Annotated in this window: 17 protein-coding genes and 1 other RNA gene; 11 read left to right on the forward strand and 7 right to left on the reverse strand. The window is 50.1% G+C overall.

The window, feature by feature from the left end; genetic code table 11:
• Positions 1 to 29: 29 nt before the first annotated feature.
• On the forward strand, positions 30 to 446 hold the full coding sequence (locus J1836_RS10745; protein ID WP_207251084.1) for a sirohydrochlorin chelatase: 417 nt from the start codon (positions 30 to 32) through the stop codon (positions 444 to 446).
• Here the strand turns inward: J1836_RS10745 and J1836_RS10750 are convergent.
• From J1836_RS10750 to J1836_RS10765, 4 genes are all read right to left on the reverse strand, one after another.
• Positions 436 to 912 (reverse strand): DsrE family protein, encoded by a 477-nt coding sequence (locus tag J1836_RS10750; protein ID WP_207251085.1) that lies wholly within the window; start codon positions 910 to 912, stop codon positions 436 to 438. The two genes, J1836_RS10745 and J1836_RS10750, sit on opposite strands and share 11 nt — an antisense overlap.
• Positions 913 to 968: 56 nt before the next feature.
• Positions 969 to 1,147: non-coding RNA, 6S RNA (gene ssrS / locus J1836_RS10755), on the reverse strand.
• 55 nt (positions 1,148 to 1,202) lie between these two features.
• Entirely contained in the window at positions 1,203 to 1,517 is a 315-nt protein-coding gene (locus J1836_RS10760) for a cell division protein ZapA (protein WP_207251086.1), read from the reverse strand.
• Positions 1,518 to 1,522: 5 nt separating this feature from the next.
• Positions 1,523 to 1,762: a hypothetical protein gene (locus J1836_RS10765; RefSeq protein ID WP_207251087.1), complete on the reverse strand. Its 240-nt coding sequence runs from the start codon at positions 1,760 to 1,762 to the stop codon at positions 1,523 to 1,525.
• Positions 1,763 to 1,836: 74 nt separating this feature from the next.
• Here J1836_RS10765 and J1836_RS10770 point away from each other — a divergent pair, with 74 nt between their 5' ends.
• Both J1836_RS10770 and J1836_RS10775 read left to right on the forward strand, forming a co-directional pair.
• Positions 1,837 to 2,394 (forward strand): UPF0149 family protein, encoded by a 558-nt coding sequence (locus tag J1836_RS10770; RefSeq protein ID WP_207251088.1) that lies wholly within the window; start codon positions 1,837 to 1,839, stop codon positions 2,392 to 2,394.
• A gap of 10 nt (positions 2,395 to 2,404) precedes the next feature.
• Positions 2,405 to 3,754 carry an aminopeptidase P N-terminal domain-containing protein gene (locus J1836_RS10775; RefSeq protein WP_207251089.1) on the forward strand — a complete coding sequence of 450 codons (1,350 nt, stop codon included), beginning with the start codon at positions 2,405 to 2,407 and terminating at the stop codon, positions 3,752 to 3,754.
• Between the two features lies 1 nt (position 3,755).
• On the opposite strand, the gene J1836_RS10780 is transcribed toward J1836_RS10775, so the two are convergent.
• Together J1836_RS10780 and J1836_RS10785 are read right to left on the reverse strand one after the other, a co-directional pair.
• Complete coding sequence (locus tag J1836_RS10780; protein ID WP_207251090.1) at positions 3,756 to 5,024, reverse strand: ATP-binding protein; 1,269 nt, start codon at positions 5,022 to 5,024, stop codon at positions 3,756 to 3,758.
• Between the two features lie 77 nt (positions 5,025 to 5,101).
• Entirely contained in the window at positions 5,102 to 6,934 is a 1,833-nt protein-coding gene (locus J1836_RS10785) for a gluzincin family metallopeptidase (RefSeq protein WP_207251091.1), read from the reverse strand.
• Positions 6,935 to 7,106: 172 nt separating this feature from the next.
• Here J1836_RS10785 and ubiH point away from each other — a divergent pair, with 172 nt between their 5' ends.
• Both ubiH and J1836_RS10795 read left to right on the forward strand, forming a co-directional pair.
• Positions 7,107 to 8,324, forward strand: a complete 1,218-nt coding sequence (gene ubiH, locus J1836_RS10790) for a 2-octaprenyl-6-methoxyphenyl hydroxylase (protein WP_207251092.1) — start codon at positions 7,107 to 7,109, stop codon at positions 8,322 to 8,324.
• A complete protein-coding gene (locus tag J1836_RS10795; protein ID WP_207251093.1) occupies positions 8,321 to 8,920 on the forward strand; it encodes a 2OG-Fe(II) oxygenase in 600 nt (199 codons plus the stop codon). The genes ubiH and J1836_RS10795 overlap by 4 nt, the downstream gene beginning before the upstream one ends.
• Here J1836_RS10795 and J1836_RS10800 read toward each other — a convergent pair.
• Positions 8,917 to 9,558 carry a lytic transglycosylase domain-containing protein gene (locus J1836_RS10800; RefSeq protein WP_207251094.1) on the reverse strand — a complete coding sequence of 214 codons (642 nt, stop codon included), beginning with the start codon at positions 9,556 to 9,558 and terminating at the stop codon, positions 8,917 to 8,919. The two genes, J1836_RS10795 and J1836_RS10800, sit on opposite strands and share 4 nt — an antisense overlap.
• Before the next feature lie 258 nt (positions 9,559 to 9,816).
• On the opposite strand from J1836_RS10800, the gene J1836_RS10805 reads away from it, so the two are divergent.
• From J1836_RS10805 to tnpC, 6 genes are all read left to right on the forward strand, one after another.
• Positions 9,817 to 10,929, forward strand: a complete 1,113-nt coding sequence (locus J1836_RS10805) for a PDDEXK nuclease domain-containing protein (protein WP_207251095.1) — start codon at positions 9,817 to 9,819, stop codon at positions 10,927 to 10,929.
• 19 nt (positions 10,930 to 10,948) lie between these two features.
• A complete protein-coding gene (locus J1836_RS21795; RefSeq protein ID WP_278189477.1) occupies positions 10,949 to 12,709 on the forward strand; it encodes an McrB family protein in 1,761 nt (586 codons plus the stop codon).
• On the forward strand, positions 12,706 to 13,974 hold the full coding sequence (locus J1836_RS10815; protein WP_207251096.1) for an McrC family protein: 1,269 nt from the start codon (positions 12,706 to 12,708) through the stop codon (positions 13,972 to 13,974). The genes J1836_RS21795 and J1836_RS10815 overlap by 4 nt, the downstream gene beginning before the upstream one ends.
• The gene (locus tag J1836_RS10820) at positions 13,967 to 14,488 is read left to right on the forward strand and encodes a DUF1016 N-terminal domain-containing protein (protein WP_207251097.1); all 522 of its coding nucleotides are present in this window, start codon (positions 13,967 to 13,969) and stop codon (positions 14,486 to 14,488) included. Before J1836_RS10815 ends, J1836_RS10820 begins: the two co-directional genes overlap by 8 nt.
• The gene (gene bioA, locus J1836_RS10825; RefSeq protein ID WP_207251098.1) at positions 14,485 to 15,792 is read left to right on the forward strand and encodes an adenosylmethionine--8-amino-7-oxononanoate transaminase; all 1,308 of its coding nucleotides are present in this window, start codon (positions 14,485 to 14,487) and stop codon (positions 15,790 to 15,792) included. The genes J1836_RS10820 and bioA overlap by 4 nt, the downstream gene beginning before the upstream one ends.
• Before the next feature lie 149 nt (positions 15,793 to 15,941).
• Positions 15,942 to 17,519, forward strand: coding sequence for an IS66 family transposase (tnpC, locus tag J1836_RS10830; protein ID WP_242632653.1), 1,578 nt, complete (start codon positions 15,942 to 15,944; stop codon positions 17,517 to 17,519).
• The last annotated feature ends 45 nt before the right edge of the window (positions 17,520 to 17,564 follow it).

Genomic DNA, 17,564 nt, shown 5'->3' on the forward strand with positions numbered 1-17,564 from the left:
TGATACACGTTTTGATACAAGGATTCTCCATGCAAGCGCTTCTTATTGTGGCTCACGGTAGCCGCCGTACTCAATCTAACGACGAAATCCGCGCCCTCGCGCTTAAGGTAAGGGAACAGTCAGGTGAAACCTACGCTTACGTCAGCAGTGCGTTTTTGGAATTGGCTGAACCGTCCATCCCTGATGGCATCCAGCAGTGCATTGATCAAGGCGCTACCGATGTCACCATTATGCCGTTTTTCCTCTCGGCGGGGCGGCATGTGGTCAATGATGTACCGGAATTAGTGCGTACCAAACAGCAAGCAAATCCTCAAGTGCGGGTGCGTATTGCCCCTTACCTTGGCGTATCAGATTTGATGCCCAGTTTGATTTTGCAAGCCGCCCAGACAGCCTGTGACTGCAAGGGCGGCACGGATTGTACCTATCCCGCTTGCCTTACGGGCTGAGGTAGCTCCAACCTTCTTCTTGCAGGGTAATGATACGCACAATGCCGGTTTGGGTTTCTTCGATGCCATCGATAAGGGTAGGGCGTGTGCCGCTGCTGGCTTCGACGGTATCCAGCGTGTTGCCGCAGGCGGTGAAGGTGACGTTTTGCAGCATCAGGCTTTCGACGCGCTTGATGAATTTACTTTTGTCGGTGACTAGCCAGATACCTGGGCCATAGGCGACGACTTCCATTTCAATATCATCCATGCCGTAATGTTTTTGCAAATTAACGATATTGGATAAAACGTGATCTTGGAATTCCTCATCCCGCTTATTCATTTGAATGACGAGCCGGTGCGGCTGTGCCGTGGCTGTTGCGGTAACAGCGGGGGTTTGGGCAGGTTCTTCCGCAGACGCCGCAGGCAGACTGGCAGATAACAAGATAGCAGCTAAAAATGTGGCAGATAAATGTGGGACTAATGACATAATTTAATTTCCTCCTAACAGTGTTCTCAACTATAGCAGGGAGGAAAGGAAGGGGACACACTCCAAGAAATCGTGGAAGACTTCGACCTTGAACCAGGGGTTCAAGTGGGTGCGGCGAATGGCTTTCAGGCTTACCGTCGAGCGGTCATGCACACCAAGCCATTACGACCACTCCCGGGGTAAGAAATTAGGCTCAAGGATAATACCCATCCTCTCACGCGTTCCCCAGAAATGTGTCCGTGAAGCCATACTATTACAATTCTCTTGCGGGGGGAAGAATTGACAAATGCTTAGGATTTGTGCTTATCCAACACAGCATCCATACGTTGCTGCAATTGTAGCAATTGTTCGGCAAATTGATGGGTTGGTTGTGTCGCCGCTTGCTGCTGTTGTTTACCCTGCATGAGTTCATGGGCAAGGTTGAGTGCTACCATGACTGCAATGCGATCACTGCCTAACACCTTGCCTGAATCGCGGATGCGGCGCATTTCTTTATCGACGCGGCGGGCGGATGCCAGCAAGGCTTCTTGCTCGCCTTGTGGGCAAGCGACCATGTAATCTTTATCGAGAATGCGCACACCGACGGGCTTTATCTCTTTTTCCATTGTATTTACGCCCCGCTGGTGGTTGGCTGATGTTTGAGACGTTGGATCATGGTTTCGAGCTGGCTACTGGCTTTGTCATGGCGGCTGCGCAAGTCTTGGCATTCTTGCACAAGGGATTTTTCCTGCTTTCTCAAATCAGCATTTTCCGTGGCGAGTTTTTCAACTAAGCCAAGTAGCCGCTCCACGCGATTCTCGATGGTGCTGAATTGAATGGGCAATGTCAGATTAGGGGTTTGTGTATTCATACGATTATGGTAGTAAAGAGTGCGAAACGAGGTCAATCATCTCATAATAGCGCTTTGCCAGGGAGAACATAATTTTGAACGAAGAATTACCCAGTTACGTGGGCATGGAACGCGCACTTGGACGTGCCAATGTCGATTTTTCCGGTGCAGAGATTCACGGTGTCGCGTGCGGCATGTTGGTGGTGGATCAGGCTTTCCGGCAGGATGCGTGGTTAGCGCACGTCTTGGAAGGTGGTAATCCGCAAGATTTTCATGTGCAGGAAGTGCGGACGTTGTTACGCGAATTATTTACTGCTACACGTCTGCAATTAAATGATGCAGGCATGGCATTTGAGCTATTTTTGCCCGAAGACGATGCGCTGGAAACACGGGTGGAAGCGATGCAGGATTGGTGTCAAGGTTTCAGCTTCGGGCTAGCAATGGCAGGCGTGAAAGACATGCGCAAGTTGCCGGACGATTCCCGCGAATGGGCGGAAGACGTGGTACGCATTGGCAGCTCCGGCGAGTTGGAAATGGACGACGAGGAAGAAGGTGAAAATGCCTTGGCGGAAATTATCGAATACTTGCGGGTTGGCGTGCTGATGATGAACGAAGAAATGCAGCCGATGCAAGCGGCATCACACATTCATTGAGGTAACACACATGACGATACCCAGCATACCCAAAGAAGAATTTGCTGTTCGCCGCCGCCGCTTGCTGGAACGCTTGGGTAAGGATGCGATGGCGATTGTGCCTTCGGGTGGTTTGAAGGTGCGCAATCGCGATGCGGAATACCCGTTTCGCCAAGACAGCGATTTCCATTACTTGACGGGTTTCAACGAGCCGGAAGCGGTAGCGGTGTTTGTGCCGGGGCGCGAAGAAGGCGAATACGTGTTGTTTTGCCGCGAAAAAAATGAATTGGCAGAACGCTGGTCGGGAACTCGCGCAGGTTTGGAAGGGGCAAAGCATTGGCATGGCGCGGATGATGCACATGCCATCGGCGACCTCGATAAGTTGATGCTGGAATTACTCACCGGGCGCGATCAAGTGCATTACGACTTGGGTGTGAATGCGGATTTTGACGTGAGCGTGATTCGCTGGATCAACCATTTGCGTGCTAAAGCGCGGGCTGGGGTACGTGCGCCGCACAGCATTGTGATGCTGGATCGGCTTTTGCACGAAATGCGCCTGTTCAAGTCCGAGGCGGAAGTAGCGGTAATGCGTTACGCGGCACAAACGTCGGCGCGGGCGCATACGCGTGCTATGCAGGTGTGTCAACCGGGTAAGTTTGAATACGAAGTCGAAGCCGAGTTGTTGCACGAATTCCGTCAGAGGGGGATGGAAGTTGCTTACATGTCCATCGTGGGCGGCGGCAAGAATGCTTGTATCCTACACTACATTGAAAACCGCAATACCTTACGCGAGGGTGATTTGCTGTTGATTGACGCGGGGGCGGAACATGAGTGTTATGCCAGTGATATTACCCGCACCTTTCCCGTCAATGGCAAATTCAGCCCTGAACAGCGGGCGTTGTATCAGTTGGTCTTGGATGCGCAATACGCCGCGATTGCTGAGGCTATGCCCGGTAAAACATGGGATGACCCGCATCAAGCCGCCGTGAAGGTGTTAGCGCAAGGCTTGCTGGATTTGGGGATTTTAAGTGGCACGTTGGAAGAGGCGTTGCAAAAGCCTGAAGCCGTCGATGGCGAACCCGCCAAGGAAGAGCCTTATCGCCAATTCTACATGCACAAAACCGGACACTGGTTGGGCATGGATGTGCATGACGTGGGTGATTACAAAATCGGCGATGAATGGCGCACGCTGCAAGCGGGGATGGTGCTAACGGTCGAGCCGGGGTTGTACATTTCCCCCACCGATAGCGTTGACCCGAAGTGGTGGAATATTGGCATTCGGATTGAAGATGACGTGCTGATCACCGCCGATGGTAACGAGATACTATCGGCGGCGGTCGTTAAAGAGATTGTGGATATTGAGGCATTGATGCGCGGTTGAATCAGCGTAGCAGCCACGTTTGTACGGCCGTTTCGAGCACGTTGTCGGTACTAGGTTGGGCGTTAGCGGTAAGAATAACGCCCGGCTTATGCAACTGCTCGCTAAAGTGTTGCAGGGCGCGGGTTTCGCGCTGGAGTGTTTTAGCCTCTTCCAGTGAATAGCACACTTGGTACAGCATTTCCCCATCGAAAAAATCGACCTCAACGGTTTCGCGGCAATATGTCAGATTGCGCGTGCGTTGCTTCAAGGCAGTAAATACTAAATTTTCCAAGGCTTGCCCAAGGTTGCGACTCGGTTTGGTGGCGGTTTGCAAGAAACCGTTATCGAGCGCGTACAGTTTCTTTTGGGATTTGATACGTTCTTTGGGTTTGTAATGAAAACGGTCAATGCGTTTCAGCAGAAACGTTTCCTCAAAATAGCCCAGATAGTCGCGAATGGTTTTGTCACTGATGCCAAAGGTTTGGCTTAACGTGGTGTAGTTCACTTCGCGGGTGGCGTTGGTCATCAGGTAAAAAAATAGGTGTTCCAAGGTGGCGGCGTTGCGTATTTGGTGACGCGGCACAATGTCTTGATAGATGATATTTTGCGCATAACTCAGTAATAGGGCTTGCCGAATCGCAGGTGTGGGAGCGGTGAACACTTCGTAAAACCCACCCCATTGCAGGTAGGTGTCGAAGGCACGGTTAATGTCGATACGATTTTTACTCAGACTGAGTTCGTCGGCATGGTCGATACCGAGATAGTTTAAATATTCGTGGAATGAAAATGTATCGAGATGAATATTGAGGCTACGCCCACTCAACAGCGTGTTTAAGTCGTTGGATAGCAGCGAGGAATTCGAGCCAGTAAGGACAAACTTGATGCCAGTCTTTTCGTATTGGCTTTTCACAAACACTTGCCAGTTGGTAAAAAACTGTACTTCGTCGAGGAAGACGTACACCTTGCCTTGAGGGTTTGCTAATTGCAGGTAGGTGTCATACAGCGTGTTCAAGTAAGCCGCATGATGACGGTGTTCAATAAACCACGGCTGCTCAAGGTTCAGAAACAGGATGTTAGTGGGCGGGACTCCCGTCTCCAACAAGTGCTGAATGCCTTGTTTGGCGAGCACGCTTTTCCCACAGCGGCGGATGCCACTGATGGTAATAATCTGGCGTAACGGCAAGTAAGCGATCAGCGTTTCGCGTTGTGTTCTCAGTACGGCACGGTAGGTTTCGCCATACCAATGCGGGTTTTGGTCGCTGAGAATCGCTTTTATGGTATCTGTACTCATGAGAAACAGCCTACTATCAAGAAGTATAATTCCAAATAATAGGCTGTTTTACCTAAATAGCAAGCATCTGGTCGCTATTAATCCAGCTTAAACGGGAAGCCGCCGTGTTTGCCAGCGACCCCAGGCAGGTGCTCTTTTAGGTTGCAACGGTGACGCACGGGGCGCGTAGCACCACTGGATTGTTTCACGATCTTGAACGGTAGCGCATGTTCCCCGCTCGGTAAGTGACCATTCGCATCAACTAAGCCATCGCGGAAGGCGCGTAATGAGCGGTGATGAATACGGGTGAAACGTTCCTTTGCCAGCCGTACTATACGTGCGCCTGCGGGTTCGCCGCTCTCGCTGACTTGCTCAACAGGCGTGATGAGCGTGTCGGGGTCGGTGGCTAGTTGCAAGTCATTCCAATTTTCATCCATGACCAGTGTGCCGCCCTTGGCGATGAGGATAAAGAAGCCTAAGCCCGGGCAGAGGTCGATCATCATTTCATAGCTGTAATACAAGTAACGTTCGGTCATGGTTTTCGTGCCGCTGCCGCGTTGTTCTAGCCCTGCATCCACGGTGCGGGTGACGGTGCTCACGCGGGCATTGAGGATGCGTGCGCCTTCGCTCATCGGAATGCGCAGTGCCTCGGCGTTTTCGTAAACAGCTCGCATCAGAGCGGTATTGCCAGCGAAGGAGGCTTCTTCAAAACGTGTGCCGATGCCGGGGGCGCTTAGGTCGATGTCCTCGTTCCACAACATGCGCCGTTGAAAGACTTCTTTCGCCAGTTCACGCGGGTGCGGGTCAGCGGGGAATAAGCGTGCATCGGCGTTATACAAGACGCGAGCCAAGGTGGGAAAGGTTACGCCCGTCGGTGGGATGTCCTGAAGTGCCCGTAACATCATGCCCTTCACGCGTTCGCTAGCGGCGATGATGGCACTGAAGAAGGCATCAAGGTCACATTGGTTATCGCCTTGCGCGTAGTAGTCCTCGAAAGCCATTTGTTGTTGTGGGTTAGACTGTTGCATTATGTTGCGCCGTGGCTTGCTTTGGCTAAACGTGGGGGCATTTTGTAGGGTAGCCTTGGCAGTCGGCGGTATTGCTTCGGCAACGAGTTTGGCGAGAATTTCGTAAATGGCGGCTGTCCACACCGTGGAGCGGTCATGGATTTCCCCCGGTGCGACGTCATAATTCACGCCATTCAAGGCGGAGCGCAGGAAGGGGAAACTCACGCCCCACAGACCAATCCCAAATTCTTCCGCCAACCCACTGGCTAAGCTCGGATTCATCATGTCGCCGCCGGATTCACGGAACAAGCGTTCCACCACGGGGCGGTGGCTGAGGGCGGTGAACATCGACATCATGTCGCCGACAGATTCGTGCAGTGCGCCCGTGTCAATTTCTTCCGAATACACGTATTGGGGGCGGAAAGAGTCGAGGATGGCATGACCGAGTTCATGCGACACGATGTCGTGGGATAAGCACGTCCAGATTGGGGTGCGTCGGAACGGTGAGGTAAAAGAACCAAAGTTGAGTGAGGGTGATTCTACGTCATAGTAAGCATTGGCTTCGTCAAATGCGTGCGGACGCAACACCAGAGGGGCATTGTGCTTCCACTTCATTTCCCGCCCGATGGCGTTTTCCACTAAATCAAGCGTGTATGCTGCCACTGCAAACGTATTGACTTGATGAAATTGGGGATTGTCGATGAAATTACCGTTTTTGTTCAGCGTGTCGAACGACAGGTCAGCCGTCGCCCAATCCAGCCCTTGGTAACGCAGATCGCCAAACTCGCCGGTATCTTGCAAGGTCAGTTTGCTGGAACTCATGCCCGTCAGAAAGTCGCTCTCTATGGGAAATTGATAGTCTTGGAATAGCTCAGGTACGGATGGGTCTTGCAATAACATGCCCATTGATTTGGTATTACTCATGGTGCTCGCCCTCGTGCAGTTTAGGTGGAAAAGTGCTCTATGCTTGGACATTACGCGGTATACAGTGGGTAGGTAATCACCAGAACAAGGTATTTTGTGCGGCACTACTCGATGCTTGACACCTCGGCTGGTTTATTCAAGGATGCAGGATGATTCTGAGTGAGGACGCGCAATGTTTGATGTGTTAATTGTCGGTGGTGGCATGGTGGGCGCAAGCCTCGCAGTGGCACTCAAGCCCTTGAAGCTGAAAATCGGTTTGATCGAAGCTTTCAACTTCGGCGTGGCGGAACAGCCGAGTTACGACGACCGTTCCATTGCGCTGTCCTACGGTTCGAGCCGCATTTATCAGGGCATGGGGTTGTGGCATAAGCTGAAAAACGGTGTGGAAAATATCCAGTATATCCACATCTCTGATCGTGGGCATTTTGGCGCAACCCGTTTGGCGGCGACGCAGGAACATGTTCCTGCTTTGGGTTACGTGGTGGAAAGTCGCGTGTTGGGTAAATTGCTCTACGACGAACTCAGCGCTGACAACACCATCGAATTGCTCGTTCCAGCGAAAGTGTTTGGGGTGGAGCAAACCGCTGATTATGCGCAGGTGAGCCTCGAACGTGCTGGCGTGGTGGATACGGTGCAAACCCGCTTGCTGGTGGTGTCGGATGGGGTGAATTCCACAGTGCGCGATTTGCTGGGGATTGCCACGACGCGCCGCGAATACCACCAAACGGCGTTGATTGCGAATGTCACCACCGCAGAACAGCACCGTCACACGGCTTATGAACGCTTTACCCCTAATGGCCCGCTGGCGCTATTGCCGTTGACTGAAGGGCGCTATTCGCTGGTGTGGACGCATCGGGATGAAGAGGTTGCGGCAACAATGGCGTTGGATGATGCCGCGTTTTTACGCAAGTTGCAGGCGGAATTTGGCTATCGGCAAGGCGTATTTACCAAAGTCGGGCAACGCGCCACTTACCCGCTGGTTTTGCAGAAGTCGGTGGGGGAAGTGGCAGGACGGGCGGTGGTGATCGGCAATTCGTCGCACGCGCTGCATCCGGTGGCGGGGCAGGGCTTGAATCTGGGCTTGCGGGATGTGGCAACGCTGGCGGATTTGTTAGCGGATGCGGCACGCACGGGTGCGGATTGTGGTGATGCGGATTTGTTGGCGGATTATGCGCAACGTCGCCAGCCAGATTATGCAGCGGTGCTGCAATACACCGATACGCTGGTGCGGATTTTTTCCAATGATTTTGCGCCCTTGGGTCATGCGCGGGCGGGGGGCTTGCTGGCGGTGGATCGTGTGCCGTGGTTGCGGCATTGGATTACGCGTCAAAGCATGGGCTTGCGGCATCGCCAAGCGCGTTTATCCAGAGGCTTGGGGCTGGCAGTATGATGGATACGGTGATTGATACCTTAGCCGAGCGCGGCTGGTTAGTGCTGCCTGACTTTTTAGCGCCGGAACAAGTGGCGGAATTACGCGAACAGGCGCAGGCGCAATGGGCGGCGGGTGAATTTCACGCGGCAGGTGTCGGGCGAGCGCACGAGCTGAACGTGAATGAATCTATTCGTGGTGATCAGGTGCAATGGTTAGAACCCGCAGAACAGGGCGTGTTAGCCGATTACCAAGCCTTTATGGACGATTTGCGGGTGAATCTGAACCGTGCGCTGTATTTGGGTTTGTTTGAATTTGAAGCGCATTTTGCGGTGTATCCACCGGGCGCGTTTTATCGGCGGCATCTGGATAATTTTAGGGGTACGTCGGCGCGGATTATCACTGCCGTCTTGTATTTGAATGAGGGGTGGGATGAGGCGGATTGCGGGCAGTTGCGCTTGTATACCACGGGGGAAGAGGGCGGCGACTACGTGGATATTTTCCCAGAGGCGGGGCAATTGGTGCTGTTTCGTAGTGCGAAATTTTGGCATGAAGTGCTGCCAGCCCGTCGGGAACGTTTCAGTTTGACGGGCTGGCTGCGGACGCGTGCCCATTAATCGCTGGCGAATTCATCCCATTGGAAACGGGGTTCGGGCTTCGGCGCGGGTTTGCGGTAAGCGACCAGTACCGGACGTACTGTTCTCGCTTGGTTATTATTATAGCTAGCGCGGCGTGCGGGTATATTGCGCCCGTTGCTGGCGAGCTTGCTGTAGGCATTTAAGACGCGGCGGGTGTACACGGCAGTTTCTTGAATGGGTACAGCCGCGCCGTAATAATCGACGCGCCCTTCGCCTGCATTATAAGCAGCGATGGCGTGCGGTAGGCTGCCGCCGTAACGGTTGAGCAACCAGCGTAAATAGCGTGTGCCCCCGTCGATGTTTTGGTAGGGGTCAAAGCGGTCGTACACACCGAAACGGCGGGCGGTGGCAGGCATTAATTGCATCAAACCGCCCGCACCTTTGTTGGAACTCGCTTGATTTTTAAAGCAACTTTCAGCGGTAATCACTGCTTTGATCAACGCGGGATTGATGCGGTATCGCATGGCAGCGGCGGCAATCGCATCGTTGTAAACATAGGCTTTTTGGTGCAACACATTCACATGTTGTTGGTCACACGAAGCGGCGAAACTGCTGAACGATATACTCAGCAGCGCAACAACTCCGAGGAGTTGCTTGATAATCTTCGGTTTTTTCATAGGTAACGATACGACACTACATGTAAAAATTAGGGCAAACGGTATTCTAGCCCATAACTTTTAGGACTCATAGGCTTTGGGCGAATTGTTGTCGGTCATCGTTGCGCTTATGTGGGTTGTGAAGTCGCGCTTAGGTACGATTTGCTGCCATGCTATCATTGGAGCGTTGCTAAAGTTGGTAGGGAATGTGGATGATGAAAACTGATCATGAAGTGCGTACTTTCCTTTTTACCCTCACGTTAAACAAGGATGATGATCGTGAATAATAATTTGCAATTTGATCAGTTGGTTGAACTGTTCCGCCTAACGCATCAGGAAACCCAATACCGAGCCAGCCGCACAGTTGATACATACTTGGTTGTACGCAATTGGTTGTTTGGTTGGTATATCGTCGAGTTTGAGAACGGCAATGCGGGTCATGCAGAACTGTATGGGCAAGCATTAATGATGAAGTTGGCAAAGGAACTCGGAAACCCGCAGATCAAGGGCATTTCGATAACCAGCCTAAAACAATGTCGCCGATTCTATAGTGCTTATAAATTAGTTGATAAAACAGCATCAATAATGACTTTTGAGGAGGAAAAGATGCGGCAGGCACTGTCTGCCTCATCTTCTCTGACGACGCCATTTAATGCTATGCAAGAATTTATTACACAGTTAATGCCCTGTTTTACGTTAGGCTGGTCGCACTATGTCACATTGCTAACCATTGACAACTCAAGCGAGAGGCGTTTTTACGAGATCGAAGCGACGGCAAACAGTTGGAGTGTGCGCGAGTTAGAGCGGCAAATTGCCAGTTCCTTGTATGAACGTTTGGCTCTGAGCCGTAACAAGGATGAAATTCGCCAATTGGCAGAACAGGGGTTGGTTATTGAGAAAGCCGCAGACATCATCAAAAATCCATTCGTGTTGGAGTTTCTGGGGTTGGAAGAGAGAGCTGGCTATTCCGAATATGAGTTAGAAGCAGCCATCATCAACAAGATTGAACATTTCTTGCTGGAACTTGGCAAAGGCTTTTTATTTGAAGCACGGCAGAAACGTTTTACCTTTGATAATGATCACTTTTATGTTGACCTCGTTTTTTACAACCGCCTGTTACGCTGTTATGTGTTGATTGACCTCAAACGTGACAAACTGACCCATCAGGATTTGGGGCAAATGCAGATGTACGTCAACTATTTTGACCGTTACGTTAAAACTGATGATGAGCTGCCGACAGTGGGAATTGTGTTGTGCCATCGCAAGAATGACGCGTTAGTAGAACTGACATTGCCAAAAGATGCGAATATCTTTGCTTCCAAATATCAACTGTATTTGCCATCGAAAGAAGAATTAAAATATCAGTTAGAAACAATTGAGATCGATTTGTAGTTTTTTATTATGGGGATTTATGGGTTTTGAAGATTATGCAAGTGAGAGTGTTAAAAAACTGTTTGATAGTTTTAACACGGATGAAGATCGCAAGTGGGCTTGGATGGTTATAAAAAAGCTTAAAGAATATTTTCCAAAAGCAGACCATCATCTCTTTTTTGAGCAATCTAAAAGCTATAATGATCGTTGGACTATTAGGATTGGAGTGAAACCGAAAAATCAGACAAGAGGGTATTATTCTTTTATCCTTGCAAAAGATAAAAAAGAACATGATGCTTCTATATGGGCACATAGTGCTGGATATGATCAAGGGCGATTTGTAAAATTGTTAAAAGAAGAAGGGAAAGAAAAATATTATGTAAGTTCTTCAATGCATCGCGAGGAGAAGGATGTATTGGAATGGCTTGAACTTTGTAAAAAAGTTTCAGAAAAAATAGGGGTTCGATTTGATGGTAATGGTTATATGCCAAAAGACTACGACAAGAAACAAGAGAAAGGTACTATTATTATGAAAAATTTATCATTAAATACTATTCTTTATGGATCGCCAGGTACAGGAAAAACCTATCACACTATCAATAAATCACTCGAAATTCTTGATAAACCATTTCTTGATGCGAATATTAAAGACAGGGAAAAGCTGAAGAAGCGGTTTGATGAGTTACGCAAAGAGGAAAAAATTGCCTTCACAACTTTTCATCAAAGTTTCAGTTACGAAGACTTTATTGAGGGAATTCGTGCTAATGCTATCGATGGAAAAATTGAGTATAAAGTTGAAGACGGTATTTTCAAAAAAATTGCAATAGCAGCCAGCCTACAAACAAAATCAAATTTTGATGAAGTATATGAGAAGCTATGTGATGAGATAGAAGAAAAAGGTCTTGTTTTGAGAACGTTAGCCCACGATAGACCGTTTGATGTTAGAATCTCCGGTACTGGAAATTTGTCAGCAATCCCACAAACGGGCAATGGCAATACCATGTCAATTACCAAGGAAAATTTACGCAAGTTTCTCTTGGAAGATAAAAAGATTGATTGGATTATTTATGCTCGTAGTATCAAAAAACATATCGAAACGACATACGGTTTCAGAAAAAATGAAGAAAAATCCAATTATGTCTTGATTATTGATGAAATCAACCGTGGCAACATCGCCAACATCTTCGGCGAGCTAATCACGCTAATTGAACCTTCCAAAAGGGCAGGCGCACCAGAAGCTTTATCTGTCACACTACCTTATTCCAATGCTTATTCCAAAGAGGAATTTTCCGTACCGGATAATCTCTACATCATTGGCACAATGAACACGGCTGATCGTTCGCTGGCGTTGATGGACACTGCATTACGTCGTCGTTTCCACTTTGAAGAGATGATGCCGAAGCCGGAGCTTTTGCGCGGTATTATCGTTGATGGTGTGAATATCGAGTTATTATTGGCACGAATGAATAAAAGAATCACTGCCTTGTATGATCGTGATCACACATTAGGTCATGCGTTTTTTATGTCACTAACCAATGAGTCACCATTAGCGAAATTGCGCGAGGTGTTTGAGCGACAAATTTTACCTTTGCTGCAAGAATATTTCTTTGAGGATTGGAATAAAATTCGGTTGGTTGTTGGTAATGCGCTAATTGTTACAGAAAACGTAGAAGCTGATTTATTTGAAAGTAGTCCAGAGGGTTTGGTTAACTCGAAAATTTATCGTATTAATCTTGATGCGTTAGATGATCCAAAAACCTATATGCGTATTTATGATAAAGCGATGAAGCCCAGTGTATGACTACTTTATGCTTGCGTGAATACGCGCATATTCGCCGCACTGCTATTCCCTCTTCAGCCTTTACGTGGTTAGAGACGTTGGCAAGTCAACGAAAAAAAGGCGAAGCGGAATTCTTGCGCCATTACGGACAATCATTGCAGGTCAGGAATTTTGTCGGTGTTTTGGAAACACCGTGCGGTACGGTTATTGAAATTTTACCAAAAATAGCAGACACAGATAATCCTGAAGCAGACCGCGCCTTGCTTTTAAAAATGCTGAATGTCGTGTACAAATTGAAGCCCCGCGAATCTACTGAAGCATCGCTTGCAACACGGCAAGGTTCATTGCTGGAAATTCTAATTACGCGATTCCTGCAAGAAGTATCACGCATTGTACATTGTGGTATCCGTTCGGATTATGTGCGTATCAAGGAAGAAGCGGCTTTCATCAAAGGACGTTTGCGCATTGCTCAACAAATTCGTCAGCCGATTTCACGCCAGCATTATTTTCAGATTGAATACGATAAATTCTTGCCAGATCGTGCTGAAAATCGCTTGATTAAAGCTGCATTACGCGTGGTTAGCAAGTCCAGTCAGCAAATGGAAAACCAGCGGTTGGCGCGTGAATTACTGTTTGTATTTGATGCCATTCCTTGCGCTACGCAGATTAACCGTGATTTTTCACGTTGGAGTGCGCAGCGTGATATGGTGCATTACCGTCCCGTAAAGCCGTGGGTGGAATTGATTTTAATGCGTGAAACACCGTGGTTTCTACAAGGTAAGTGGCAAGGTATTTCATTACTATTTCCGATGGAAAAATTGTTTGAAAGCTATCTTGAAATTCTCTTAAGAAGGCAATTGTTACCTACGTATGAATTGATTCCACAATCAACCTTGCATTCGTTAGTACAGCATAATGATAAGGCGTTGTTTCAACTGAAGCCCGATATGTGTATTCGCCAAGGTCGCGATACCAAACTTGTGTTGGATGCCAAATGGAAACGCTTGGAAAATGGCACAGATAAATACGGTTTGAGTCAGGCTGATTTTTATCAGCTATTTGCCTACGGTCAGAAATACCTGTCGGGTGTGGGTGAAATGTTGCTGATTTACCCGAAAACGTCACAATTCGAGACAATGCTAGCACCGTTTCATTTCGATGATAAATTGACAGTTTGGGCTGTGCCGTTTTGCCTTGAACGGGATGAATTGTTGTGTCCTGATGACATGTTACCGCGTTTTTTTCTTTCTACACTCACGTTAACCAAGGATGATAATCGTGAATAATATTTTATCCCAACAACCTTACGATACGCTAATAGCCACGATTGCCAGCACCTACGATCAAGGGCGTTTGCGAGCGGTACAAGCTGTCAACGTACAATTACTGGAAACGTATTGGCAAATTGGTCAGCATATCGTTGAGTTTGAACAAGGTGGAAGTAGCAAAGCCGACTACGGAAAGTCGCTTATTAAACAGCTATCTACAGATTTAACCTTACGTTTTGGTAAAGGTTTCAGTCGTAGTAATCTGATTCGTATTCGTCAATTTTATCTACTTTACCCAAAAGGTGCGACACTGTCGCACTTTTTCAGTTGGTCTCATGTAGTGGAATTGCTCAAGATTGATGATCCACTAGAACGAGGATTTTATGAGCAGCAATGCACGCGTGACCGTTGGACAGTTCGAGAGTTACGTCGGCAAAAAGACAGTGCCTTGTTCCTACGTCTTGCCGCCAGCACTGACAAAGAAGGCATTTTACGTTTATTGGAACTGACATTGCAGGAGGCAGAAGAATGACAATCACCGACCTCGACCGCTGCCACGTCTGGCATCCCTTCACCCAAGCCCAGACCGCGCCCGATGCTATCCCGATCCGCTCCGCTAAAGGCATTCGCCTCTATGCCGAAGATGGACGCGAATTCCTAGACTTGATTTCTTCATGGTGGGTGAACATCCACGGACACGCGCACCCGACCATTGCCGCCGCCATTGCCCACCAAGCGCACACCTTGGAGCAAGTGATTTTCGCTGGATTCACCCACCAACCCGCCGCACAATTAGCGCACGAATTGGTACAACGCTTACCCGCAGGCTTAACCCGCGTGTTCTTCAGCGACGACGGCTCCACGGCGGTAGAGGTCGCCCTGAAAATGGCGCTGCAATACTGGCGCAACCACGGCGAAGGGCAACGCACCCGCTTTCTCGCGTTTGAAGGTGGCTACCACGGTGACACCGTAGGCGCGATGTCCGCCGGAAAAGGTTGTGGATTTTTCGATACTTACGGCAGCTTGCTGTTTGAAGTCGGCTTATTGCCATACCCCGCCACATGGGACGGCGACACCGAGGTCGAAGCCAAAGAACAAGCCGCCCTCGCATGGTTAGATACCTACCTCGCTGATCACGGTGACACGCTCGCCGCCGTCATCCTCGAACCGCTGATCCAAGGTTCGGCGGGGATGCGCATGTGTCGCCCCGCATTTCTGCAAGCCCTCGCCGCTCGCCTACGCGCCGCTGGTATCTTATTGATTTTCGATGAAGTCATGACTGGGTTTGGGCGGACTGGCGCGATGTTTGCCAGCCTCAAAGCGCAAGTCACCCCCGATATTATTTGCCTCTCGAAAGGGCTGACGGCGGGTTTTTTGCCCATGTCGGTGACGGTGGCGAGTGAAACGATTTATGCCGCATTTTTGGGTGACTCGTTTGATAAATCGCTGGTGCATGGGCATTCTTTCACCGCCAATCCGCTGGGTTGCGCTGCCGCCTTAGCCTCGCTGCAAGTGTTTGAAGATGAGCAAACCCTCGCGAAATTGCCGCACATCGAAGCATGGCATCGGCAAGGGTTGGCGACATTAGCGGCACATCCCTTAGTGCAACGGGTGCGCGTGATGGGCACAATTGCCGCCTTTGATGTGGTGGCAGCGGATACGGGTTATACCTCGCCAATCGGGGCACAACTGAAGGCGTTTTTCCACGCACACGGTTTATTGCTGCGTCCGCTCGGCAATGTGGTGTACTTATTGCCACCGTATTGCGTGAGCGAAGCTGAGCTTGCTCATGCGTATGCCACGATTGCCATTGCGTTAAATACCCTCTGTGATTAATTTTACTGTTATCCCTTATGTCAGTGAGCTAAGGGATTATAAGATGCCGCAATGATGCGATTCTTTTAAAAGCGCTTCTCAGTAACAATGCACACGTAACTGAACAGTCCCCCCTTACCCAAACGCACTAAATTTGCGACACTCCCCCGATGACCCAACAACTGAAAGACCACAGCCTCAAACAGCTTAACAGCCAGTACCTTGCCAAGCTCACGCCGGAGGAACTGCTGCACCTGTCGACCAAGTTGTTGCATGACCTGAAAGAAGCGCGGGAACAGATCAACCAAAACTCCAACAACTCCTCCAAACCACCCAGCAGCGGTTTCCCGTGGGAAACGTCACCCAAAACGGTGGCTTTGCCCGAAACAGAAGGGGTGGGTGCAGCCAGAGGAAAGCCAACCCCGGAACCAGAAGCTGTGGCGGGCACAAAGCCAGCCCAACCAGCCAAACGCAAAGCGGGTAAACAACCCGGCGCACCGGGTTATGGTCGGGTATGGCATCCGCCCATCAATGCAGACGAACACCATTACCCCAGCCGATGTGAAGCCTGTGGCAGGTCCCTGGATGCGGCTGTCTCCCGTATTTATACCGCCTATGACAGTGTGGACATCCAGTTTGGCACGGATGGGAACCCCGGACTGACCGTCATCACCACCCGCCACCACCTTCACGATAGCGTATGCACCTGCGGTCATGTGAGCCGCCATATCCCGCATCGCCAAGCTCCCGACCCGTTATACCCGGAGGTTGATGTGGGCGAGTGGCGGCTGATTGGGGGCAATCTGGCGGCACTTATTGTCCACCTACGGCTGCGCTCACGCTTGTCACTGCGTGGCACACAAGAACTGTTGCGGGAGGTGTTGGGCATTCCCCTAAGTGTCGGGGTGTTGCAGCAATGTTTTGAGGAAGCAGCCGCGAGTGCTTCTCCATTGGAAGATGCCTTGGTGGAAGGGCTGTTGGCAGAAGCCACCGCTGACGGCGGGGTGCTGTATATTGATGAAACCTCTTGGAAAGAGCGTGGCGAAGCCCTGTGGCTATGGACATTCGTCACCACCCTCAGCGTTTGTTTCTACGTAGGGCAGCGCACCATTGAAATGCTCGACAACGTGATTAGCCCCCACTTTGGGGGCTGGCTGATGAGTGATGGCTATGCCGCTTACCGCCACCACCCCAAACGCTTGCGTTGCTGGGCGCACCTGATCCGCAAAGCCCGTGGGCTGGCAGAATCACTGGACAAAGACGGGCGGACGTTTGGCAACTTCACCCTCGCTTGGCTGAGGGTATTACAGGACGACATTTACGCTTGGCGGGCAGCAGGCGGCACGGTGGGGACGCAAACCGACGTGATCCGTCAACGCCATCAGGCAAAACTCCTGGAATTCAGGGCATTATGCTTGATCCATGCCGTATCTGCCCATGACAAGACGGCGGCACTGGCGAAAGAGTTCATCAATGATTGGGATGCCATTTTCCGAATCCTTGACCACCCGTGGCTTCCCTTGACCAATAATGAGGCTGAGCGGGCGTTGCGCCATTGGGTGATCCTGCGCAAAACCAACCATGGCACAAAGAGTGCTACGGGGAGCCGTGCGTTTGCCATGCTGGCCAGCATCATCGGTACTTGCCGCAAACGTGGACAGTCTGCCTTGGCTTATCTTGCCAGTGTTATTACCGCTGCCCGCGCTGGCTTTGCCCTGCCCGCTTTACCGCAAGGGGTGGGGATGTGATCAATTACATGCACACCATGAACTGCAATAAAGCAACGGTTCATA

The organism is Thiothrix fructosivorans (assembly GCF_017349355.1).
GTDB classification, from domain to species: Bacteria; Pseudomonadota; Gammaproteobacteria; order Thiotrichales; family Thiotrichaceae; genus Thiothrix; species Thiothrix fructosivorans.

What these genes read in the sequence shown, in the direction of transcription:
- J1836_RS10745 (WP_207251084.1), top strand. Translation starts at nt 30, where the DNA reads ATGCAAGCGCTTCTTATTGTGGCTCACGGTAGCCGCCGTACTCAATCT.
- J1836_RS10750 (WP_207251085.1), bottom strand. Translation starts at nt 912, where the DNA reads ATGTCATTAGTCCCACATTTATCTGCCACATTTTTAGCTGCTATCTTG.
- J1836_RS10760 (WP_207251086.1), bottom strand. Translation starts at nt 1,517, where the DNA reads ATGGAAAAAGAGATAAAGCCCGTCGGTGTGCGCATTCTCGATAAAGAT.
- J1836_RS10765 (WP_207251087.1), bottom strand. Translation starts at nt 1,762, where the DNA reads ATGAATACACAAACCCCTAATCTGACATTGCCCATTCAATTCAGCACC.
- J1836_RS10775 (WP_207251089.1), top strand. Translation starts at nt 2,405, where the DNA reads ATGACGATACCCAGCATACCCAAAGAAGAATTTGCTGTTCGCCGCCGC.
- J1836_RS10780 (WP_207251090.1), bottom strand. Translation starts at nt 5,024, where the DNA reads ATGAGTACAGATACCATAAAAGCGATTCTCAGCGACCAAAACCCGCAT.
- J1836_RS10785 (WP_207251091.1), bottom strand. Translation starts at nt 6,934, where the DNA reads ATGAGTAATACCAAATCAATGGGCATGTTATTGCAAGACCCATCCGTA.
- ubiH (WP_207251092.1), top strand. Translation starts at nt 7,107, where the DNA reads ATGTTTGATGTGTTAATTGTCGGTGGTGGCATGGTGGGCGCAAGCCTC.
- J1836_RS10795 (WP_207251093.1), top strand. Translation starts at nt 8,321, where the DNA reads ATGATGGATACGGTGATTGATACCTTAGCCGAGCGCGGCTGGTTAGTG.
- J1836_RS10800 (WP_207251094.1), bottom strand. Translation starts at nt 9,558, where the DNA reads ATGAAAAAACCGAAGATTATCAAGCAACTCCTCGGAGTTGTTGCGCTG.
- J1836_RS21795 (WP_278189477.1), top strand. Translation starts at nt 10,949, where the DNA reads ATGGGTTTTGAAGATTATGCAAGTGAGAGTGTTAAAAAACTGTTTGAT.
- J1836_RS10815 (WP_207251096.1), top strand. Translation starts at nt 12,706, where the DNA reads ATGACTACTTTATGCTTGCGTGAATACGCGCATATTCGCCGCACTGCT.
- bioA (WP_207251098.1), top strand. Translation starts at nt 14,485, where the DNA reads ATGACAATCACCGACCTCGACCGCTGCCACGTCTGGCATCCCTTCACC.
- tnpC (WP_242632653.1), top strand. Translation starts at nt 15,942, where the DNA reads ATGACCCAACAACTGAAAGACCACAGCCTCAAACAGCTTAACAGCCAG.